General features: G+C 40.9%; 19 protein-coding genes and 1 tRNA gene. 12 read left to right on the top strand and 8 right to left on the bottom strand.

Going from position 1 to position 23,401, the window contains the following annotated elements; all coding sequences use genetic code 11:
• Positions 1 to 297 precede the first annotated feature (297 nt).
• The gene (locus tag H5181_RS04755; RefSeq protein WP_182750374.1) at positions 298 to 2,193 is read left to right on the top strand and encodes an EAL domain-containing protein; all 1,896 of its coding nucleotides are present in this window, start codon (positions 298 to 300) and stop codon (positions 2,191 to 2,193) included.
• A gap of 93 nt (positions 2,194 to 2,286) precedes the next feature.
• On the opposite strand, the gene H5181_RS04750 is transcribed toward H5181_RS04755, so the two are convergent.
• The 3 genes from H5181_RS04750 to H5181_RS04740 form a co-directional block, all read right to left on the bottom strand.
• Positions 2,287 to 3,498 carry a hybrid-cluster NAD(P)-dependent oxidoreductase gene (locus tag H5181_RS04750; protein WP_182750373.1) on the bottom strand — a complete coding sequence of 404 codons (1,212 nt, stop codon included), beginning with the start codon at positions 3,496 to 3,498 and terminating at the stop codon, positions 2,287 to 2,289.
• A 113-nt stretch (positions 3,499 to 3,611) separates the two neighbouring features.
• Positions 3,612 to 5,270, bottom strand: a complete 1,659-nt coding sequence (gene hcp, locus H5181_RS04745) for a hydroxylamine reductase (protein ID WP_182750372.1) — start codon at positions 5,268 to 5,270, stop codon at positions 3,612 to 3,614.
• A 371-nt stretch (positions 5,271 to 5,641) separates the two neighbouring features.
• Positions 5,642 to 6,628 carry a DUF4382 domain-containing protein gene (locus tag H5181_RS04740; RefSeq protein WP_182750371.1) on the bottom strand — a complete coding sequence of 329 codons (987 nt, stop codon included), beginning with the start codon at positions 6,626 to 6,628 and terminating at the stop codon, positions 5,642 to 5,644.
• Between the two features lie 287 nt (positions 6,629 to 6,915).
• On the opposite strand from H5181_RS04740, the gene H5181_RS04735 reads away from it, so the two are divergent.
• On the top strand, positions 6,916 to 7,605 hold the full coding sequence (locus H5181_RS04735) for a DUF3157 family protein (RefSeq protein ID WP_182750370.1): 690 nt from the start codon (positions 6,916 to 6,918) through the stop codon (positions 7,603 to 7,605).
• 101 nt (positions 7,606 to 7,706) lie between these two features.
• Here the strand turns inward: H5181_RS04735 and H5181_RS04730 are convergent, their stop codons facing one another.
• A complete protein-coding gene (locus H5181_RS04730) occupies positions 7,707 to 7,967 on the bottom strand; it encodes a DUF5062 family protein (RefSeq protein ID WP_011639029.1) in 261 nt (86 codons plus the stop codon).
• Between the two features lie 285 nt (positions 7,968 to 8,252).
• On the opposite strand from H5181_RS04730, the gene H5181_RS04725 reads away from it, so the two are divergent.
• The 7 genes from H5181_RS04725 to H5181_RS04695 all read left to right on the top strand — a co-directional run bounded on the left by H5181_RS04725 (position 8,253) and on the right by H5181_RS04695 (position 15,335).
• The gene (locus H5181_RS04725; RefSeq protein WP_011639030.1) at positions 8,253 to 10,409 is read left to right on the top strand and encodes a M3 family metallopeptidase; all 2,157 of its coding nucleotides are present in this window, start codon (positions 8,253 to 8,255) and stop codon (positions 10,407 to 10,409) included.
• Positions 10,410 to 10,622: 213 nt separating this feature from the next.
• Positions 10,623 to 10,712, top strand: a tRNA-Ser gene (locus tag H5181_RS04720).
• An 872-nt stretch (positions 10,713 to 11,584) separates the two neighbouring features.
• A complete protein-coding gene (locus H5181_RS04715) occupies positions 11,585 to 12,997 on the top strand; it encodes a hypothetical protein (protein WP_182750369.1) in 1,413 nt (470 codons plus the stop codon).
• 125 nt (positions 12,998 to 13,122) lie between these two features.
• Positions 13,123 to 13,659: a DUF4760 domain-containing protein gene (locus H5181_RS04710; RefSeq protein ID WP_182750368.1), complete on the top strand. Its 537-nt coding sequence runs from the start codon at positions 13,123 to 13,125 to the stop codon at positions 13,657 to 13,659.
• Between the two features lie 341 nt (positions 13,660 to 14,000).
• Positions 14,001 to 14,459 (top strand): nuclear transport factor 2 family protein, encoded by a 459-nt coding sequence (locus tag H5181_RS04705; RefSeq protein ID WP_182750367.1) that lies wholly within the window; start codon positions 14,001 to 14,003, stop codon positions 14,457 to 14,459.
• Positions 14,460 to 14,472: 13 nt separating this feature from the next.
• Positions 14,473 to 14,922, top strand: coding sequence for a DUF1499 domain-containing protein (locus tag H5181_RS04700; RefSeq protein ID WP_182750366.1), 450 nt, complete (start codon positions 14,473 to 14,475; stop codon positions 14,920 to 14,922).
• 221 nt (positions 14,923 to 15,143) lie between these two features.
• Positions 15,144 to 15,335, top strand: a complete 192-nt coding sequence (locus tag H5181_RS04695) for a DUF3185 family protein (RefSeq protein ID WP_011639035.1) — start codon at positions 15,144 to 15,146, stop codon at positions 15,333 to 15,335.
• A gap of 219 nt (positions 15,336 to 15,554) precedes the next feature.
• Here H5181_RS04695 and H5181_RS04690 read toward each other — a convergent pair whose 3' ends face one another.
• The 4 genes from H5181_RS04690 to H5181_RS04675 all read right to left on the bottom strand — a co-directional run bounded on the left by H5181_RS04690 (position 15,555) and on the right by H5181_RS04675 (position 20,373).
• On the bottom strand, positions 15,555 to 16,151 hold the full coding sequence (locus H5181_RS04690) for a 2-hydroxychromene-2-carboxylate isomerase (protein WP_182750365.1): 597 nt from the start codon (positions 16,149 to 16,151) through the stop codon (positions 15,555 to 15,557).
• Positions 16,152 to 16,633: 482 nt separating this feature from the next.
• A complete protein-coding gene (locus H5181_RS04685; RefSeq protein WP_182750364.1) occupies positions 16,634 to 18,397 on the bottom strand; it encodes a flotillin family protein in 1,764 nt (587 codons plus the stop codon).
• Positions 18,398 to 18,490: 93 nt separating this feature from the next.
• Positions 18,491 to 19,129, bottom strand: coding sequence for an OB-fold-containig protein (locus tag H5181_RS04680; RefSeq protein ID WP_182750363.1), 639 nt, complete (start codon positions 19,127 to 19,129; stop codon positions 18,491 to 18,493).
• A 371-nt stretch (positions 19,130 to 19,500) separates the two neighbouring features.
• Entirely contained in the window at positions 19,501 to 20,373 is an 873-nt protein-coding gene (locus H5181_RS04675; RefSeq protein ID WP_182750362.1) for an alpha/beta fold hydrolase, read from the bottom strand.
• 403 nt (positions 20,374 to 20,776) lie between these two features.
• On the opposite strand from H5181_RS04675, the gene H5181_RS04670 reads away from it, so the two are divergent.
• The 3 genes from H5181_RS04670 to H5181_RS04660 all read left to right on the top strand — a co-directional run bounded on the left by H5181_RS04670 (position 20,777) and on the right by H5181_RS04660 (position 23,281).
• Complete coding sequence (locus tag H5181_RS04670; protein ID WP_123776699.1) at positions 20,777 to 21,520, top strand: sulfite exporter TauE/SafE family protein; 744 nt, start codon at positions 20,777 to 20,779, stop codon at positions 21,518 to 21,520.
• A gap of 59 nt (positions 21,521 to 21,579) precedes the next feature.
• Positions 21,580 to 22,209 (top strand): flavin reductase family protein, encoded by a 630-nt coding sequence (locus tag H5181_RS04665; RefSeq protein WP_011639041.1) that lies wholly within the window; start codon positions 21,580 to 21,582, stop codon positions 22,207 to 22,209.
• 82 nt (positions 22,210 to 22,291) lie between these two features.
• Positions 22,292 to 23,281, top strand: coding sequence for a phosphotransferase (locus H5181_RS04660; RefSeq protein ID WP_182750361.1), 990 nt, complete (start codon positions 22,292 to 22,294; stop codon positions 23,279 to 23,281).
• Positions 23,282 to 23,401: the final 120 nt, after the last annotated feature.

Here is a 23,401-nt window from a genome sequence, read left to right as displayed (position 1 = left end):
CCACTGCGCTTAGCATAGCCAGAACCGTTACGCAGCAAAGACACGGATGCTTTCGAAATTACACTGCCCGTATTTCCCCTTCATTCCATAGCCTCTACAGCTCCAATGACATGCCTTGCATCGTATAAGTAAAATTCGTTTATTTTTATAGGCTTAGTTTTTAAAACTTCTATTATCAGCCATAACAATCGAATTTACAGAACGATAGACTATTAAGCGTATTTATAATCGTTAAATCTATCGAACTAAGGTTTATTTATTGAGTCGCAATACTATATAGAAGAGGTAATCCCGCTGTTGAAAAACAACACGATTTCGATACCACCAGAAATGCTAATGTCTTGGCAAACTACAGTAGACCTCATCGCTAAGGTCGCTAAAGTGCCGGCATCATTAATCATGAAACTGCATGCAGATGAAATGGAAGTATTTGTTGCCAACAATAACACCGACAGCCCATATTCTCCTGGGATGAAGGACAAGCTGGGTCATGGCTTATATTGTGAATCAGTCATTGAGCAACAAACTGAATTACATGTTGAAAATGCATTAACCGATACTCGTTGGCGCCAAAATCCAGATCTTGCTGTTGGTATGATTTCGTATTACGGCTTACCGCTCAATTGGCCTAACGGCGAGGCCTTTGGCACCATTTGTGTACTCGACAAAAAAGCAAAAGGTTACTCAGCCGATCTTGTTATGCTGTTGGAGTGCTTTCGTAAAAATGTTGAAAGTAATCTAGAAATACTCGATCAAAAGGAAAAGCTGGCACAAGCTAATTTACAATTAGAAACCCGTATTGCACAGCGCACTTTTGAATTAGAAAAGCTTAACAATGATTTAATGCAAGAAATCGACTCACGAATAGCGGCAGAAAAACTACTCGATATTCAGCAACGTTTCGACACTGTCACCGGATTACCCAAATTCAACCAGCTCGAAACGATGTTTAACCAACTAACGACCAAAAATGAATTTACCAGTATTTCAGTAGTCCATTTCAGCATCACAAACTTAAAAGTCATTCAAGACGGTTTAGGTTATGACATGAGTGAAAAAGTGCGTAATTTAGTGGCTCAGAAGCTACAGCGCTTTATTACTAATAACGCCTACCTTGCTACTGTCAGTGAAACCACATTCTGCATCGTCATTTCCACCAAGAAACAGCTATATGCCGATAAGATGGCGGCTTTTTGCAGTCGTTTGTGTCAACATTTTGCTCAAGTTATCCATGTTGATGACTTCCCAGCATCCATTACCACCGCAATAGGCGTATCATTTTATCCTAACGATGGTAGTTGTTTTATGGAGCTCTCCAGAAAATCCAGCGCAGCACTTTCACACTGTGAAATAAGTAATAACAATGGCTATAAGTTCTTTAACCCCAAAATGGAATCCGAACTCTCTAATCGTATACAAATGGAGTCATTATTAAGAGGTGCGCTTAACCGCGATGAGCTGTCGTTAAATTACCAACCTTTTGTCGACACCCAAAGCCAAAATGTTATTGGTGCCGAAGTACTTATCAGGTGGTATAACCCAACTTTAGGTCAAGTGTCACCGGTCGACTTTATTGAAAATGCTGAACAATCTGGACAGATCATTGAAATCGGTTATTTTGTGTTGAGAAATGCGTTGAAACAATTAGCTTACTGGCGTGAATTATATAACCGAGACTTTTACCTAGCGATTAATATTTCTCCTGTACAGCTCAAAGATAGTTACTTGATAGATAAGATTGTGCAACTGCTGGAGTTATATAAAATACCTGGCAACTTACTTGAAATAGAACTAACAGAGAATGCGTTTATACACGATGCTACACATGCCCAAGAAATATTAAATAAGTTACACCATCATGGGATCCGGTTGTCTTTAGATGATTTTGGTACCGGCTATTCATCACTCAGTTATTTGCAAAACTACCCGTTTAATTCGGTTAAAATTGATCGCAGTTTTATACGTAATCTTGAAACTTCAGAACAAAGCCGACAGTTAGTTAACACCATTATCGCCATGGCAAATAATTTACAATTATCGTTGGTAGCAGAAGGGGTTGAAAATCAATTCCAAGCCGATTTTGTGGCTAAGCAAGGTGCCAACATATGGCAGGGTTATCATTTGGGGAAACCTGTAGATGCCAATGATTTTGCCCAGCAATACTTAATTCCCTCAATGACACCTCTATTTTAATCTACTGCATGTGTCGCAATAGTTCCGCACTCAACGAGTACCGTATAAGCCGACCGATACAAAGTCGGCTTGTATTTACTACGGTAAGCCGTATCACATTTTTAACTGCACATTCGAAGTCATTTTAGTCGAGCACGCCAATACAAAACCTGCAGCGATTTCTTCAGCGGTTAATGCCATTTTGCTAGACGATACAGTAGTGCCTGAAACAACCTGACATTTACATGCACCACATACACCCGTTCGGCAAGCCGCAATCATCGGTAATTTTGCAGACTCTATGCCATCAAGCAGGCTTTGATCGCCAGTTAACTGCACCTGCTTACCACCAATACTCAGCATAAACCGTTCTGTTGATGGATTACTGTCTAGCGCCGCTTTTAAACCCAGAGCGCTACTTGCGCCAAAGCTTTCTTGATTAAACTGACTCATATCAAATTCGGCAGCTTCAAGCATTAATTTTACCGCAGCCATGTAGGGCTCAGGTCCGCACACAAATACCGTACGTTGTTGATAATCTGGTACTAACTTGACTAAGGTTTCTAAACTTAAGCGGCCACCTTCGCAACCTGTAGAAGTATGTTTATCGGTTAAATCTTGCTTATTACTGTCTGACTCAAGTACATAATTAAGATTAAAACTCGGGCTTCGTGATGCCATTGACGCCATCGAATCGGCAAACATAATGTCATGAACCGTTTTGGCACTGTGTACAAAGGCAATATCACTGTCGGTAGTGGTATCGCAAAGCCAGCGCGACATAGAATGCATAGGTGTGACACCACAACCAGCACTTAACAATAAGTACTTATCGGCTTCAATGTCGATCAAGTTAAATATTCCATCAGGGCCAGTAACCGTCACTTCATCGCCAACATTGAGCGACTCAGTTAAGTAATTAGACACCAAACCACCAGCGATTTTTTTAACCGTAACCACTAACGAAAATGGTCGTGAAGGTGACGATGAAATAGTGTAACTGCGGTAAACCTTGTCGCCATTAATGTCGAGTTTAAAGGTAATAAACTGTCCCGGTTTAAAATTAAACTTAACCGGTTCAATCCCTTGAAATCGAAAACTCACCACATCATGGGTTTCATTCCATTTTTCAACACAGCGCAGTTGCACCTCACCTCGTTGCCAGTTCTCAGCAGCCAAAAGTGCTTTCGAGCCTGTCAACGCAGGTGGTTGCACCGTAGGCGGAGTCTCGATAACGGGGGCCTCGATAACAGGAGTCACCTTTTTTGCCGCTTGGGCAGAAAGCGCTTGTGAAAATGAAAAACCAATTGAGGGAGTACTACTCATTTTGACACCTTTAACGCAGTAAAAAACACAGAGCGCGATATGAAAATCTCATATCGGCTTTAATCGTTATCGTGCAAATACGGGTAACATAAATGCACGATTTTTAGGGCTAATTACGCCACGTTCATCATGGCTTTTAAGTCTGACTCAACATCGGTAGTGCCACGTAAACCAAACTGTTGCTCTAAAATATTCATTAGATTTTCAGATAAAAACGCTGGCGCAGTAGGTCCTGTACGGATGTTTTTCACGCCAAGCGATAACAAGGTTAATAGCACCACAATCGCTTTTTGCTCAAACCACGACAACACTAGGCTCAGCGGTAAATCGTTAAGGTCACACTCAAAAATATCTTTTAACGCTAACGCTAACTGAATAGCAGAATAGGCATCGTTACATTGGCCCACATCAAGTAAACGTGGCACACCATTGATGTCACCAAAGTCTAATTTATTGAACTTGTACTTACCGCAGCCTAGGGTCAAAATAATTGAATCGTCAGGCACTGATTTAGCTAAATCGGTAAAGTAATTACGTTCTAACTTGTCGCCATCACAACCACCAATTAAGAAGAAGTGCTTAATAGAACCATTTTTAACGTTTTCAACTACGGTTGGTGCTGCTGCCATTAAGGCGTTACGGGCAAAACCGATGGTGATAATGTGTGGAATTTCATCATAAGCAAAACCTTCAAGTTCAAGGGCTTTGTTAATCACTTCGCTGAAATCATCACCTTCAACGTGAGTTACACCAGGCCAACCTACGATACTGCGGGTATAAATTCGGTCAGAGTACTCACCAACTGTAGGGTCGATAATACAGTTTGAGGTCATCACTACTGCACCTGGGAAAGTGGCAAATTCTTTTTGCTGATTCTGCCAAGCGCCGCCGTAGTTACCGACTAAATGCGAATATTTTTTAAATGCTGGGTAAGCAAGTGCTGGTAACATTTCGCCGTGAGTAAAGACATTAATGCCCTTGCCTGCTGTTTGCTCAAGAATAAGCTCTAGATCTTTCATGTCGTGACCAGACACTAAAATCGCTTTACCTTTAACAGATTTGGTATTCACTTGTGTTGGCTCAGGATGGCCAAAAGAGGTGGTTTCGCCTAAATCTAACATCGCCATAATGCGGTAGTTTAATTGGCCAATTTCCATTGCTGTAGCAAATAACTTGTCAGCATCAACAGAGTCTTCGCCTAAGAATGCCATGATTTTATGGAACTCAGCAGCCACATCGACATCAGTTTGATCTAATACGCGAGCATGCTCCATATAAGCCGCTGCGCCTTTTAAGCCATATAGGCATAATAAACGTAAGCCTAAAATGTCTTCATTTACGTCTCCGCCGTTAAGCAGTGCAATTGGCGCCTGGGCTAAAATCTCAGGTTTTGAGGTAGCAAGTAATAACTCACCTTGGCCGCTCACCATTTCTGGCTCGACACCTTGGCCTTTACAAGCAGCAATGTAAGCCGCTTTTAATTGGTCGCGATACGTCTGTGCCTGGTAGGCATAATCAATTAAGCGTTCATCATCGAAGTTTACGTTAGTTAACGTGGCAAAAAAGGCTTTCGGCACAAAAGTGTCAATGTCGTTGTCTACAATGCCAAACTCACGCGCTTTCACTGCATAAGCCGACACGCCTTGCAGCATATAGATTAATAAATCTTGAATATCAGACGTCGACGCTAACTTGCCGCACATACCTTGCGAGTAACTACAGCCATTGCCTTCTGGTGTTCTAATGGTTTGCTCACATTGCACACAAAACATAACTCTACTCCTCAAATATTATTCATGTATAAATTTTACATGTTAGAAGCGAGTTTACTCTTTACACTGTAAATCAAAACCCGTTTTTGGTAGCAATGTTAGATTTTATGAGCCATATCACCTTCAGCAATCGCTAATATTGATTGGTATTTGTTGAATGAAAACGGAGGGTATGGCGCGCTAAAATCAATATCTATAGCGACATAATGAACATGAATATAGGGAAAATAACGTAGCTAGAGTCAGTAAGACATCATTAACTGTATGTCTTACTGATTTAGTTGATTGACCAAATTAAATAGTTAAAAAAGTCTTTTGCCGGAACAAATAAAGCATTAATAAAACGATAGAAAGATCTATTAACCTCAGCACTAGCCTCCGTGGCCACCATGCCCTTCATGATGCCCACCATTGCCGTTGCCGCACTCATGTATCGTTTGTTGTCCACCAAGAGGGCCTGATTCAATCGTTATAGTGTCTGCATCTTTATACATTATAAATGGGCCTGCGCTAATGTCATCAAGGATTGGATCATCTAAATGACCTAAACAACTATAACCCACACGGTAGTTCCCTTCGGGTAAATATCCCATTGCAAAATACCAATCCCCATCAGTAGTTTGTAACAATCGGCTCACCGATAACGGAGCCGTTAGCCCTGTTGGAGGTGTTGTTCCCATATCGGCCATTTGATCAATAGAAGTGACACTGTCTGGGTATAAATAAGCTAAATGATAAAATTCCCCGCCAACTGGAGTGAGATCTGCGTAGTCCATTTCACAACTGGCAACCCATTGCGGATCGACTTCGCCAATTAAATGGCCCATTTGACTGTTATCAACTGACCACATTGCACGATGACGCAATTGGTATTGCTCTTGCTCCATCAACAAACCCCGAAATAAATTAATTTCCAACGTCATCACACGTTCTCGGTTAGCAATAATCTGCACATCATCTATTGGCAAATAACCATTTTCAACTTGTAAACTATGACGGCCTTGACCATCTTCAACGTAACAACCCTGATTGCCATCGCCCTGATCAATTGTCACGTGGACATTATGATATTGGCCAACAGGTAGATCGATATTATCAATGGCAAGATGCCTATTCATGCCCTGATAATCGAGTAAATTGAACTCCCTATGTTGTAAGCTATAACGGTGTATTTCTCCCTTAGCGTCCGTCATAACAAGTTCATTCATCACTAATCCTAATCGAGACACTCCAACCATAGGAGCATCAGACACTCCTAAAGAGAATTGCCCTACATCGGTTGTGCTATCGCTATCGCTGCCACAAGCGCTCAGCAATAAAACTGAAGATAACATTAATACTGAATAATAAGTTTTCATCACATGTCCTCAATGTATTTGAAACACGACTAGTGTTACCTACAAAGGGGTAGTTAAATTTGATCAACATCAACAAACAGCGTTTAAATTAGTATGATTTATAACCTAAAATTAACATTGTAAAATGAATTCACACATAACTTATCAATAGCGACATAAGCATAAAATATTGCGCTACAACATGCGGCTGTGAAATATGAATATCGAACCACACTTTATTTCCATTTCTACTATAAAAGTACGTAGAATGAGCAAAAGAGTTAAAGACTTTCAATCAGGATGAATAGATGAAAACCAAACTTAATGCGATCGCATCAGCCCTATTTTTATTACTCGCTCCAGCAGCAATGGCCGCCAATGTTGCTGTTATCACCTTAGAAAATGGTGCCAATGTTCGTCTAAAAGACGACTTCACTTGGGAATACATCATCACCGAAACAGTAACCCAACCAGTGCAAGCTGCTAAAGCAGACATCACAGAGCAAGCAAACGGAGTAACACCGCCTGCAATTGCACCTGCAGCGTCGGTAGCTGCAGTAACAACACCTGTTGCAGCACAATCGGTTGCCATGCCTACTGCGCCTGCAGTTAATTCTCAAGTAGCAACCACACGCTTAACTGCAGCGGCGTTAGCACAACCAGAATTATTAGGCAGTACGGCTAAAGACGGCATTAAAATCACCCTTGCAGACACAAAATGGAAAGGCGATAAGCTCGGCTTAGTGTTCGATTTTGACAGCACCAGTAACGAACATGTCACAGTTGTTGAAGTTGAAGTGAGTTTTTACAATGACAACGGTGCATTGCTCAAAACAGAAAAGCTTGAAGCCTGGGAAGCTATATTCCGTATGCCAGAAACTTACCTGCGTAAAGGTCAGCATCGCCAAAGTGATACAATTTGGGTAGAAGGTGTTAAAAAGCAGCAATGGCAAAAGCAGTTAATCAGCTTAAAAATTATTGAAATTGAATCACGTTAGTAAAATCGATATTAGCGCCTGTACATACAGGTGCTAAAGACAAAAAGCCCAAATGAAATATCGTTTCATTTGGGCTTAATTTAGTGTGTAGGTTGGTAACCTTAGTTCAATAATTCATGTTCTTTAGGCAGTTGCTTACTAATCCACAATATCAATTTATGTTTACGATTCGGACCATCATCTTTATCTTCGGCTAATGGTTGGATTAAATTGTCTTGCACTAATAATCGATAAATACATTCCACTTTATCTTTTGGCGAAATGCCTTTGCCAAAATCTTCAAAACCACGCTTTTGCGCGTATCCCATGCCAATCTCCATCGCGAGCTTGAGCAGTTTTGTATCGTGTTTACCCGCTTTCATCTATCACCCTCGTAGTGCTATCTATTGCTATTAAGCTACGCGAATATCCACAAATTACCACTACAATTACAGCCGGAATGCCGCAAAATCTAACAAATATCACTATTAGTAACTTTAGTTACAATAATTAATCTTAGTTAATACCATTAACCTTTGCTGCAAGGCGCAGGCTTGGTATTGTACTGGGGTTATTACTTTATGTTTTTATTGTCACTATTCAGCCGCACAACACATTTTGAATAGGCATAAAAACACCTAAAAGGGCCAAGACCCAAGGATATTTCAATGCGTAAAACACTTATCACGACTGCAGTTAGTGCTGCACTGATGCTCAGCGCGTGTTCAGAGCAATCAGCAGACACCGCCATGGCAGCCAAAACCACAACAGATGCATCAACAACAATGACCAAAGCGCCTGCTACTGCCGACAACGTACTATTAACACCAAGCCCTTTACAATACATGGCACCACAGTTCGACAAGTTTAATGCGGGCGACTACTTACCTGCATTTGAACAAGGCATGCAAGAGCACAAAGCAGAAATCGCTGCCATTACTAACAACACTGAAGCTGCCACGTTTGACAATACCATCGTCGCACTTGAAAAAACCGGCGCGATTTTAGACCGCACTCAACGGGTATTTTTCAACCTTTCAGGGCTTATTTCAGACGACAACTTCATCAGTGTTGAAGAGCAAATTGTGCCTAAACTCACAGCACACCAAGACAACATCTATCTTGATGAAAAACTGTTTGCGCGCATCCAAGCGATTTATAAAAACAAAGCCACATTAACAGGCGAAGACTTACGTTTAGTTGAAGTGTATTACGACCGCTTTGTCCGTGCCGGTGCTGAATTATCAGTCGCTGACAAAACAACAATGCGTGAGTTAAACGGTGAGCTAGCCAAATTTGAAACCAGCTTCTCACAAAACGTATTAAAGTCATTTAATGACGATGTGATCATAATTGAAGATAAAGCCCTGCTTGATGGCTTATCAGACAACGACATTGCATCATTAGCTGCTGCCGCTAAAGCTGCTGGTAAAACGGGTTACATGATCACTTTAGTGAACACCACCACTCAACCATTGCTTTCTAGCCTTAAAAACCGCGATGTACGTAAACAGCTATGGGAAACCTCAGCATATCGCGCCATGGACACCAACGCGCCGTTAAACATCAAAATTGCTCAACTGCGTGCACAAAAAGCCAAACTATTAGGCTACCCAACATGGGCGGCATACTCGCTAGGCGACCAAATGGCCAAAAACCCAGAAGCGGTTTATGGCATTCTTGATGACTTAGCGCCAAAAGCACTGGTTAAAGCCAAAATTGAAGCGGCAGACATTCAAGCCGAAATCGTTAAAGACGGTAAAGACTTTACTTTAGAACCATGGGACTGGGCTTACTACGCAGAAAAAGTACGTAAAGCCAAATATGACCTAGACGACAACCAAGTTAAGCCATACTTTGAAATGAACACAGTGCTTAACGACGGATTGTTTTTCGCAATGGAAAAGCTGTACGGCATTACAGTTAAACCACGTAACGACCTTCCTGTGTGGCACAAAGACGTCACAGGCTATGAAATCTTTAACAAAGACGGCAGCTCAATTGGTTTATTCTATCTCGATATGTACGCACGCCCTGGTAAGCGTGGTGGCGCATGGATGGATGAGTTCGTTAGCCAGTCATTCTTAAAAAATACAAAACCAGTGGTATACAACGCACTTAACGTGCCAAAACCTGCTGAAGGTCAACCAACACTGCTAACCTTTGACGAAGTGAGCACGTTATTCCACGAGTTTGGCCATGCCATTCACGGTTTATATTCACAAGTTAACTACCCAAGCCTAGCCGGTACTTTAACAGCACGTGACTTTGTTGAGTTTCCATCACAAGCTAACGAAGACTGGAGCATCGACCCTGCCGTGCTAGCCAACTACGCGAAACACTACCAAACTGGTGAGCCGATCCCTGCAGAGTTATTAGGCAAAGTGTTAAAAGCCCACACCTTTAACCAAGGTTTTGGTACAGTTGAATACTTAGCTGCTGCGCTACTTGATATGGAATGGCATTCAATTCCAGCAGGCACCGAAATTACCGATGTAGCCGCTTTTGAGAAACAAGCACTAGCCAAACACGGCCTAGACTACGGCCCAATTGCGCCACGCTACAAAACCACCTACTTTAGCCACAGCTTCGGCGGCGGTTATTCAGCTGGTTATTACGCATACCTATGGACCGAAGTGTTTGCAGCAGACTCGTTTGCTTACATGATGGCTCACGGTGGATTAACGTTAGAGAACGGCCAAAAATACCGTGACGCAGTATTGTCAAAAGGTAACAGCCGAGATCTAATGCAAAGCTATATCGACTTTGCTGGTAAAAAGCCATCAACCGACGCCCTATTAAAGCGTCGTGGTTTAGTTCACTAATCGTTACTGATGTTACTGTCTCTCTCGTTAGCAACAAGCTATCGAGAGAGGCAAACTCACTATCGTCAACAGAGCTAATAATAAATTAATCGCGTTAAAAGTGTAAATATTGTCCAAACGCGACCCTTTTAAGGTCATTTTGCACATTTGTTGTGCCATTGAGCACATCAAGGCTTTACATTTTTTAGAATACCCTTATTATTCACCGCGTTCGGAGGGATGGCAGAGTGGTCGAATGCACCGGTCTTGAAAACCGGCAACGGTTTATCCCGTTCTAGGGTTCAAATCCCTATCCCTCCGCCACATTTAACAAAAAAGCCTCATCAGAAATGATGAGGCTTTTTTGTTTTGGCGAAAGATAGGACTTTGAACCCACGGGTTCCTCTTTATAAAAGATCACTATCCCTCCGCCACATTCAAATAAAAAGGCCTGCTATTTATAGCGGGCCTTTTTATTGGGCGAAAGATAGGACTTTGAACCCAAGGGTTCCTCTTTATTACAAGCAAGCTATCCCTCCTCAAGATTTAAGACGAAAGGCTCATCAGAAATGATGAGCCTTTTTTCGTTTAGGTGAAAGATAGGACTTTGAACCCACGGGTTCCTATTTATAAGATCGATACTTACATATGAGTTGTAAAGTGTATTCAGCATGTGGTTACTCATTCAATGACGAATTAGTGTGGTCATTTATGTCTACAGGCGGCATGTCTCTGCACGCGGAAATGTATACGCTGAGGTATACATGCTGACTGTATTTATTGAGAAATAGTTACTCGAAGTATTGAGGTGCTTTTCTATAGAAACCATTATTTACTGGTTAGATTGTGCTTAACCGAATGATTTTAGATACAGGTATAAATAAATTTAGCTTAATTAAAATCAACTAATTCATGAAGTAAGCCAAAAGTTCATTAGGTAAGCCTAAAGTCGTAATGTAGATTTATTTCGAAAAATATAATGGATTGATAATATGGCAAATAAATTTCACCGCTTGTTTTTTGAACGACATTAACGCGCAACCTCGGTTTGTTTTGGGAGGTTGAGAGTGCTTTATCACTTTACATCAAAGACATAGAGAATGTAGGATGATTTAAATCAATAACTTAAACGGTCGGCTTTATCGGTCGAGCCGTTCAATAAGCGTTATAACTCATTTTAGTTTAGAGGTAATTAAATGTCTTATGCATTAATTGATAATGCTTCGTTAACTGCAGTCGAAAGAACATTAGGCGATATCATCATAACAAACCCTGACACTATTAATGGTGATCTAGTTGCATTTGAGAACCTAATTCAAGCAATCCTTTTTTACGATGATTTAATCTGTGTTGATAACTACAAAGAAGAGTATCGTGAGAAACGCATTGCAAAATTCAACTTTATTAGGTTTTTATCTGAAAGCGATTTTGAGCTTAATCAATTTGACAAGATTGCAAAGACCGCCGCTCGACAAATAAATCCTGAAATTAGAGGTGGTGAGTTTGTTGATAATGACTTTAGGCAGTTAGTCGAAATGCTCAAACTAAATATGGTTTGTACGTGGGATCTTCGAACCAGCGTGTACTATCTAACAATGAAAATGCTTGGACAACCAAATACGCCTGAATATGACAAATATAGCGAACTTAGTGCTTCTATCTTTAACGAATTATCCGATGCTTCGGATACAAAAGGTTATTGGTCTAAAGGTATAAAACTTGTAAGTGCATCAGGGCATGAGTTTACTGAAGATGAATTTAAGCGAGAAAGGGAAAAGAAGTCTCGTGGTAAAGGAGGGATGACAAAGCAATTAGAAATGTTCATCGCTTCTCTAAATTGGATGGCATATAAATCAATTTATTACAGCGTAATTGCTAAGCACTTTAAAGCAGATTCCTTTATACATCCAATTAGGCATGCATACCAATTACATTGGATGAAAAAAACAGGCGCGTTTGGGCACGATTACACTGCTAAAATCATTCAAAATTTATCACAGAAAATTTGTACTACTAGATCTGAAATTATTGATCATGGTCGAGCTTCAACATTATCGATGGATTTGCCTATTTTTTCAGCTTGGTTAGCAAATGAATCTGGTAATGTTAAACAGGTTATTCAATCAGCCTTAGAAGTTAAAAAAGAAGATTGCTTTATAACGTGTAGAGAAGTCATTCGTGAAATACATGCGGCATATGACGAAAGCGGTGTGGCTGCAGGTAATAAAAAAGTTACTAGCTTACAATCCGATCTCGATAAAATATCAGGGGACATTAAACGTAAATATGGAGTCACATCTCATCAAGGCATTCAGGGTAGCTTTTTAATCAAATCGATAAATACTGCAACTGCATTTGTAGGTATACCTCCTTTGCCAGATAGAGAGTTTGCACTAAGCACACCAAACTTTATGAAATCAAAACAACACCAAGGTTTCTCTACCGTATTTAAGGATGTGACAAATGAGTTGACTAGTGTCGAGCGTTTAGGAGGTTTTCGCGATATATTGGCGGCATCATTTGTAATTGATAGTTCACATTACATTCCTCAAAAAATAGAAAACCCACGCTTTAGATATGCAAGTTCAGATTGGAAGTTACCTATGTAATCTGCCAATGAGTTATACAAGGCTTTAAACGAAACTAAAATAGTGGGTTACGTTTCGCTATGCTTCACATCATAACCCACTATTTTAGTCCGCTTAATGCGGCGTTAACTTTTAAGGAGAGTATTGTGCAAGATTTTACATGGATGGGGCTTTGGGCTTTCTTCTCTGGTGTTGGTGGATTAGTCGGAGTTGGAGTTGCGTTTATTGCATTGCAGCAATTGAAAGAAGTGAAAAGATCTATTGATGATGCCAAAAGGTGGAATAAATTAAATAGTGCGTTTAGTTATTTGCCTAAGTCACATGAATTTATTGAAATCGAAAAAGAGCTCAATAATAGCTTTATTGCTTTAATCGATAGAAATAAAGCTTTAAATGAAAACGAAGTCACTGCTCTATTTAATGATGATAATAAAGAGCTAAGAGTAAAACTAAAGAGTTACCTAAACTTGTTGGAAAGCTTCTGTACTGCGATTGAAATGGGAGCTGTAGATGAAGATGCAGCACGTGAAATGTATAGCCATAAATTTACAAGGCACTATAAAGAGCTTCTGCCATATATAACTCATGTGCGAACAACTCAAAATGTCAGTGGTCTTTTTTCAAGCCTAGAGGCAGTTGTAAATAGCTGGGATTCAAAGAAACCAGTCCCAAAAAAGTATTAGAACTTAACAAGAGACTATGGCTCAATAACTATGATTAAGTTTTAGCACTTGAGGCTAAACATCATTCTTCTGACGATAAATAAAACAACCGTTTGGTGTAACAATCAACTCATTCAATACTCGTACAACCCGCGTATACAGGCATCTTAGAATGAGGGCGAGGGTTCAAATCCCTACCCCTTTGAATATTGAGTTTTCAGAACGATGACTTTACGTTTATATTCTGTAGTTATATTTAGACCTCATAAAGTTTCTGTGTTAACCGTATTTGACCGCCTATTTACAACACGCTTTGTGACTGAACCACTGACCTTGTCACTAACCCATTAGGAATTGAAACGATGAAACAAATTTGCTTGGTTTTATTGGCCTTGGTCTCAATGCCTTCATTGGCTGATGACATGGTGTTGGCTGACACGATGAAAGCGCTTGATACTGCGGTGTTTGACTCATTTAATCATTGTCAAAATCCGCAAGAACTAGATAAGCACGCAAGCTTTTTTGCAGCGGATGTTGAGTTTTATCATGATAATGGTGGGGTAACGTGGGACCGTGACAGCATGATTGCCAATACTAAAAACAATGCCTGTGGCCATTACACTCGGAAGTTAGTTGAGGGCTCTTTTAACGTCCACTCGATTAAAGATTTTGGTGCGATTACCGAAGGGGTGCATATCTTTTGTCAAAATAAAACCAACCAATGTGAAGGTAAAGCTGACTTTGTCATGGTTTGGCGTAAAGTAGACGATAAATGGCAAATAACCCGTGTATTAAGTTATGGTCACCGCGAAAATAAATAAAAGGATATTAATAATGTACAAGCAAGTTTCAATTATTACACTTAGCATGATGCTGTTAATGGGTTGTTCTGGCACGGTGCCTACTTTAGGCATTAATGATGGCCAGTTAATGCCATGTCCTGAATCGCCAAATTGCGTCAATAGCCAACAATCAGCTGCAGATGAAGAACACGCGATACAACCGATAGAGTTCATCGGCACACGCCAGCAGGCACAGGCAAAACTGTTGCACGTACTAAAGGCTGCTGAACGAGCGAATATCGTCGTGGTTGAGGATGATTATATCCGAGTAGAATTTACCTCGCAGATAATGCGTTTTGTCGATGATGTTGAGTTTTATTTCCCGTCAACAACATCTGATAACATTACCATCCATGTTAGATCTGCTTCACGTATCGGAGAGTCTGACTTTGGGGTTAACCGCGAGCGAATAGAACAGATTAGAAATAACGTCAAACTATAGTGACTATAAAAAGATCGATCAACGTAATAACAGGTTAGCTTGTGTCTGTTTCATTTTGCTAAAATGAAACAGATGGAAGCGCCCCCCCCAGAGATTGGTCTGGGAGCTTGTATAAAGAGCCCTCATGAGTTTGGTTAGTTTCGGGTTATCTACTGCAACATTATTAACTGAACGTCATCAACGGTGGCATCACTGCCACCTCATCAAAGTCTGGAGTTAGCATGAATAGTAAAATTATTGGGATTGTACTTGTTATTGCGGGTATTTTTTTAGCGTTGTGGGGCTACAATATTTATGATGCAGCGAGCTCTCAAGTTACCCGCGCGATAAGCGGTGATACGCCAATTGAAGCCTGGGCTGGAATGGCCGGTGGTATTATTGCGGTTCTAATAGGTATTACAAAGTTGAAATAATGGATTGTGATTAAACGTTGATGTAAAAACATTCAACCATAATGGCTGCCAACTGATGACTATTTATAAGTAACGTTATTGACTCCAAAAACCAAATTAATACGTGTAAACAGCAATTGATTATTGGTTTTTACTTTTGAACGTTCATTATTATTGGCATCGGTAAAGGTTACAGTAAATAACCACTGCAACCTTATTTTAGACCTCACCTAAATAACGTTATCCAGCCAGCTTATCGTTAAGTAAATCGAGTCTATCTTGTCCCCAAAATGGCTCATTTTGATACACATAGGTCGGCACACCCAACACACCTTTTTCAATAGCATCTACGGTATTAGATTCGTATATTGCTTCTATTTCGGCTGACAATGCTTGCTGCACAACACCGTCGGCATCTAGATTAAGTGAGGTTAATATTTGTCGGATAACCGCTTCGTCTGCAATGTTTTGATCTTTTGCCCAACATGCTGCCAGTACATTGGCAACAAACTCACTGACAGCTTGTCCAGCTTGCTGTAACACAATAGTACATCTGTCGGCCAAACCTGGGTCTGCAGGGAAGAAAGCGGGCTGCAGATTAAGGGTTAATTTGCGCTTTGTTGACCAACGAGCTAACTCAATTAAACGATAGTCTTGCCTGGCTTGCAGGCGTTGTTTTACCGGTAACACACCTAATACTGCAAACAATTTTGCCAGTTTAATCGGCTTATAGTTGATAGCAGTTTTGTGCTGTTCAGCCAACGAGGTAAAGGTGTTATGGCCTAAATAGGCATAAGGTGAAAGGCTAGTAAAATAATAATCTATTGCTGTTGTCATGGTTCACATTACCTTTTTAGGCTTATTTGAGGGACTGAGTGATTACACAAGTGTATTTAGCTCATACCTAGCATTAACTGCTAATAGATAACGGGTAACTGGTAACTGGTAACGACCATAATACAATAATAACTAACAGATAAATTCTACGTACTATTGCTTAAAGTCTGTCTTTTGGCCACAAAGCACTTTACAACCAAGCTCATAATAAACTAACAATAAACCTTAAAGAATATTAAGTTTCTCTACGATTAAGACCATAATTTAATAAGGTAGAACAACATAAACCTGTTACAGGGCCAGCTGTTGTAACTCACTCTTTAGCGTAAAAAAGTGTTTCACACTCTCGCTAAGCGACTGAGATTGAGATTGAACATAGTCGGCATGACTCTGTTATAGAGTGATGCCGATAAATACAAAAAGTGCCAAAAGGCACTTTTTGTATTTTAAAGAGGAAAGATACCTCTTTAGCAACTTAGCATTTATTGCGCTGGATTAACGCCAGGGGTAACTTCATCCACACTAAAACCTGTTTTGGCCGATTGAATGACATTAATCGCTTCAGATGTCAGTGCATTATTGCCTGTCAGTAGGTCATTTAAGTTACCAGACTCTGAATTAACTAAACCTAACTCTCGTAGCATGGCGTCAACCACAGGGGCATTAGCACGATAGTTTAATGCTGCAGTGGTTACTTGCTCTGCAATACCACCCTGGGATTGGTTACCCTCGCCGTTACTCATTTGATTGCCCGTACCATAGCCTTGTAAAATCTTAATACCTTCAATTTTTTCAAGCGGTTTTACGGCTTGAGCAATAATGTCGGGTAAGGCTTTTAATATGGCTAATGATCTTTGCAGTGCAATTTGTTCGTTGCTCAGTACGTTTTCAGCTTCGTACTGTGCCCGTTTACCAGCCGCTTCAACTGCATAGATTTTCTCATCGGCTGAGGCTTTTAGCATTTTAGCGTCTGCACTGGCACGCGCTTCAATTAAAATGGCGCTAGCTCTATCTTCCGCGGCAACTTTTTCTGATTCAGCTCGAACTGTAACGCCCACGGCCTCGCGCTCAGCTTCTTTACGGGCGTCAATCACCTCAATGTCTTTACGACGATTAGCTTCTGCAGTTTGGCGCGCAGTAATAACCGCTTCTTCTTTTTCTACCTTGGTTTTTTCAGCTTCTGCAGCGCGAGCTCGAGCGGCTGACTCTTCTTCCGACTTAGCAGCTACCGCAATGCGTTTGTCTTGTTCAGATACTTCAATATCGCGTTGTTGCTGAATGCGTGACTGTTCAATAGACTTATACTTTTCAATTTCACGGGTTTCGATGTCTTTGGTTTTTTCAATTTCAGCCGTTTCAATTGCACGCTCTTTGGCAATTTCTGCTTCACGTTCTTCGCGGGCTTTGTTTTCTTTTTGTTTAATGATTTCAGCTTTTTGATCGGCACGTTTAAATTCGAGTGACTGCTGCTGAGCAAGGCGAGCTTCTTCTTCCGACTTTTCGATTTCTAACGATTCTTTTTCCGCTTCAAGATTACGCTGTTCAATTTTGATACGGTTTTCTTGTTGAATATCGTTGGTTTCTTTACGTTTTTCTTCAATGATTTTTGCTAGACGAGCACGACCTTCGGCATCAAATGCGTTATTTTCATTAAAAAATTGCAAGTCAGTTTGATCAAAACCCGTGAGCGACACAGATTCTAATTCTAGGCCGTTTTTCTCAAGGTCATTGGCGACATTGTTCTGCACTCGCTGGACAAAGTCTGCGCGCTGCTCGTGCATTTCGGTCATGGTCATTTCGGCTGCAACGGTACGTAATACGTCGACAAACTTCGATTCCATTAACTTTTTAAGCTCTTCAACACGATTAGTGCGAGTACCTAACGTTTGCGCTGCCATTGAAATCCCTTCGGCATTTGGCGCAACACGTAAATAGAAGTCGGCTTTTACATCCACGCGCATTCTGTCTTTGGTGATCAGGGCATCTTTTTGATTTTTTTCAACTTCAATACGCAAGGTATTCATGTTGACCGAAATCGTTTCGTGCAGCACTGGCAGCACAATTGCGCCACCATCTTTAATGATTTTCTCACCGCCGAACCCGGTACGAACAAAAGCCATTTCTTTACTGGCTCGTTTGTACAGTTTGGCAAATATAAGTCCAATAATAATCAATCCTAATACTGCTATGCCAGCAATGAGGAGGACAAAGCCGCTTCCTGAATCAAAGTTTGTTAACGTTTCCATTTAATTTCCTTTTAAATACAACTGTGTTTATCAAAAAGTGTCATTGGAATGACATTTTTATTTTTAGGGTATATCTCAATAAGATATTTTTGGTTAACTGAATCTGGTTGCTGTCCAGACTTTGCCTTGATGAGCGATGAGTACAACATCGACGCCAGGCAAAAATTCGACATCGTCGTGTTCTGGTTCAACTAACACGTAGTGTTTCTGCCCAAATGTGTCCCGAACCACCGCTTCTGTCGGCATGCCTTTTATTGCACGACCTTGGGTGATCTTGCCGACACAACCGCCAAGCGCATCAATTGATATTGCTGAGGTTTCGTTTTTAGGGAGAATATTGGCAATACCATTACCAATAAAGTGGCTAGAAAAAAACATTATGACTAACGCAACCGGTACGGTGATGATTTGGGGTAAGAAGCTGCCAAAAAGTTGTGAATAGCCAAAGTTAATCACATACCCTGCTATCGCAAAACTACTTAACGCTAATACAAACCAGATAAGTAACGGTAAGCGATTAAGACACAGCCAACCCAATATACCGGTCATACCGGTAACAGATACCGTGGTATCAACATCTGTATCTACATCGAGTGAAAACCAATTTTCAAGTGCACTAAATACACTTAAGCCTGCAATCAAGGCGATGATTTCGAACATCCCCAATATGACCACAATAGCGAGCGCAATTGAAAAGGGTATATTTGCTTGAGCGACTAAAAAAGCCTGCATTGTTTCTCCATAAACCTAACAGGTTAAACTCCATTTGATTGTAAAATATCATGTTATTTTGCAGGAGGATATGAGCGAATAATAATTCCGGATGCTTTTTGAGATGTAAGCCTACTATTATGGATAATTCGGAACAATTTTGATTCGACAATACTCAAACAAAACCGCGCACATAAAGCAGTGATGCCATAATTGTTGAGAACAACCTAAAACGTAAGTTGAGTATTTTTTGCGCTTCGACACGACGTAAACACAAACGATACTGCAGACTAATGCAGTGACCTGAGGCCGTGTTATTTGTACGTAAGCTAGCTCTTATTGCTATCTCATAATGCCAACTCTTATTGCTAAGTTATTTGCTAAGTTATTTGCTAAGTACGACTTAATCTAAACTGTAAGTAGGCAGCGATAATGGCATTCGCGTCTTCGACTTGTGGGTAATGCCCCAACGTAGGCAGTTCGGTTACATCTGCATGAGGAATCAATTTACGATAATGATCGATCATGTGTTGGCCCGAGATCGGATCTTTAACCCCAGCGATCAACTTGATCGGTATTGTACTGTTGATAATCGCCCCAACCCAACGTTCGCGGTGTTGTTTACGCTGGGTGATATAGTTAATCAATTTATGCATTACCGCTAAGCCATTATTGTGGTTAAGCAGTTGCCATAAAGCGTCGATAACCTGTGGCGTAGGCGGTGTCGATGGCCCAAATATACGTTGTAAATTAACTGCAAACTTTTGTTTGTTAATTAACTTAGACACCAGAGGCCCTAATGGAGACAGTAGCAAGGTTTGAATGAGCAAAGGTTTGTGGGTTTCGGGAAACAAACCCCCATTAAGAAAACACACACTGTTAATACTCAATGTACTGTTGCCATCAAGTTGTCTTGCTAACAACTCTTGCGCGACCGTATCACCATAGTCATGGGCTAGAATATGATAATGGCTAACGCCAAACTGCTGTAAAACAGCCTCATAAATATCGGCTTGCTGACTGATTAAATAATCAACATTTTTGGGTTTGTCTGAAAATCCAAAGCCCAACATATCAAGAGTTACCACAAAATAGTGTTGAGTTAGCTCATGCCACATACCTTCCCAATCCCAACTTGCGCTAGGGTAACCATGAATTAACAATAACGCTGGCGCCTTTCTATCACCCGCTTGACGAGTAAAGATCTGCTGATCGTTAATAGACAAAAATTGCCCCTGCTGTTGCCACTCGCACAGTTGGATCATGACGATATTATCCGTTAAATAATGAGCTTAGATAACAGAATCACACATCACCCCCATATTGGCTAGTCTGTTTCTATGGAAGGTGAGCCATAAAAAATAACGTTGTTACGCTTAAGTTAATGATAAATAGATACTTAAATTAGCTAGCATTTTTCGTTCCTTTAAATCATCACGAAAGTAGTATTCCCTTCTTATTGCGGTCTGCTAATTCTTAATCTAGTCATAAGCACTTAACCTCCTGCTAATTTCTTGCCTAATTAACGGGAGCGGGTGCTATGATTCCATCTCGTTTAACTTCAACCAAACGACATGTTCAGTTAACTTATTCATTTTCATGAATAGGCTATTAACCATCTGTTATTAGCCTATCCATTTTAACTGATTAACATCGCGAGGAACGTCAGTGTTAACAGATCCATTATTTTGGTTAGTGGCTATTCCAGCGGTATTAATTACCGGGATGTCAAAATCAGGCTTTGCTGGCGGTGCGGGCGGATTAACCGTGCCTTTACTTGCCTTGGCCATTAGCCCTGCAGCCGCTGCGGCAGTCATGTTACCGCTATTGGTTTACATGGACTTTTTAAGTGTGCGCTCTTGGTGGGGAAAACAAAATACGACCCAACTGTGGATTTTGTTGCCTGCGGCCATTGTCGGTATTGTGGTGGCTTATCTGCTATTTGATCAACTGAATGAGCAGTATTTACGCGGCTTATTAGGGGTTATTTCGTTAGGGTTTGGTGTTTATGGCCTGACCTTAGGTGAATGGTCACAACGGAAACCATCCTCTTTTATCGGCCGAATTTGCGGCACGATTGCTGGCTTTACCAGTTTTGTTGCTCATGCCGGTGGGCCGCCATTAAATGCTTATTTAATCCCACTGCGTTTGCCCAAAACAGAATACTTAGGCACTGCTGTGGTATTTTTTGCGGTTGTGAATGCAGTAAAGTTAATTCCCTACAGCATGCTAGGACAAATTAACCTTAGTAATTTATTAGTCTCCGCACTATTGGCGCCAATTGCCTGGGTTGGGGTAAAAGTCGGACTGCGCATTCAAGATAAGTTTGATGAAAAACAGTTTAAAAAAATCATTCTAAGCTTAATGATAGTGGTAGGTTTACGCTTACTGTGGACGGCGCTGATACCATAATTGATGTGGTAATATTTGATGTCGCTATAACAAGCTCAACAATATAAAGAAGGTAAAATATGAGTGCTGATAATCGCTATTTTTATGAACCTAGTAAAGGTCATGGCCTGCCACATAACCCACTCAATGCCATTATTGGCCCACGCCCCATTGGCTGGATTGCCTCTCGCAATACCCAAGGCCAGCGAAATCTAGCGCCTTATAGTTTCTTTAACTGCTTTAATTACGATCCGCCAATTATCGGTTTTGCCAGTACTGGTTGGAAAGACAGCGTCGCCAACATTGTTGAAACTGGCGAGTTTGTATGGAACTTAACTACCCGCAGTTTAGCCGCGCAAATGAACCAAACCTCTGCCGCATTACCCCGTGGTACTGATGAATTTGAATTTGCCGGACTAACGCCAATAGCAGGCAACATTGTTAAAGCCGATCGCATTGCGCAAAGCCCGGTCAGCTTCGAATGCAAACTGTCGCAATGCATTCAGTTAACCGCAGCTAATGGTGACAAAATTGATACTTGGCTAGTACTTGGTGAAGTAGTGGCTGTGCATATTGAAAAGCACTTGTTGAGCGCAGAAGGGATTTATCAAACAGCATTAGCTGAACCCGTATTACGTGCTGGCGGTCCATCGGCTTATTATGGTATTTCTGACGAGTTACGTTTTGATTTACATCGCCCGACTTTATAAGTTGAATAAATGATGGATGCTAAACGATGGATAATGAGCAACTTACTTCACATCAGCCAGAAATAGCTTTAACGAGATAGCGTTGAAAATTCCAAACCGTATTTTACAAACAATTAGTCAGGCTATTTCGGCAGATAGAGTCACTCATATAGAGGTAATTCAACCGCTTTGGGGTGGTTATGGCCAATTATTTCGCGCTTATGTAACAGGCAAACAGTACTCATCGGTGATTGTGAAATATATCTGTTTGCCTCAACCGGAGTCGCATCCTCGAGGTTGGAATACTCCACTGTCGCATCAGCGTAAATTACAGTCGTATCAAGTAGAAGTGAATTGGTATCAACACTATGCAAATAATCATACACAGCAGCAATTCAGTCCTCTTCCGCGTTGTTTGTATGTAGACCAACAAGCCAATGAAACCCTATTAGTATTACAGGACTTGCATACCCTGGGGTTTACCCAAGTCAGAAAAACAGCCACATCTGCCACCGTACTCGCGTGCTTAACGTGGCTAGGGCATTTTCATGCTAAATACATGCACGTACAACCAACAGGGCTTTGGCCTATTGGCACATATTGGCATCTCGATACGCGACCAGACGAGTTAGCCGCTTTAGCCCACAGCCCACTTAAGTCGGCAGCCCATCTCATCGACGATGCCTTGAAACAATGTCCATTTCAAACCTTGGTGCATGGCGATGCCAAATTAGCTAACTTTTGTTTTAGCCAGAATGACCATGCTGCAGCAGTCGATTTTCAATATATCGGCCAAGGTTGCGGCATGAAAGACGTGATAATGTTGTTAAGCAGTGTATTGAGCTATCACGAACCAGAAGCGTTAATTAATGGTTATCTTAATCATTATTTTGCCGCGCTAACCCAAGGCCTAGCTGAGTGTCATCCGTTAATCGATCCACTTGAGGTACAACAAAAATGGCGACCTTTATATTGTGTGGCTTGGGCTGATTTTCAACGTTTTATTAAAGGTTGGAGTGTTGAGCATTTCAAAATCAACTCATATACCGAAACGCTAACCGAACAAGCGATAAAACAACTCGCTACAGCCTAACCTCATCATTGCTGATTAATTAACCATCCAAAAGTTATTATCCTATCCCAATTGGCTAAGGCTGCTATTGCCGTCTACAGTTGATAAACACTGTAGTATTTGTTGCCCCATCCATCGGTT

It is taken from the genome of Shewanella sp. SG44-2, assembly GCF_014164215.1.
In the GTDB taxonomy this organism is placed as follows: Bacteria; Pseudomonadota; Gammaproteobacteria; order Enterobacterales; family Shewanellaceae; genus Shewanella; species Shewanella frigidimarina.
Note: the sequence above shows the minus strand (reverse complement) of the source record. Positions and strands in the feature narration are given on the sequence as shown.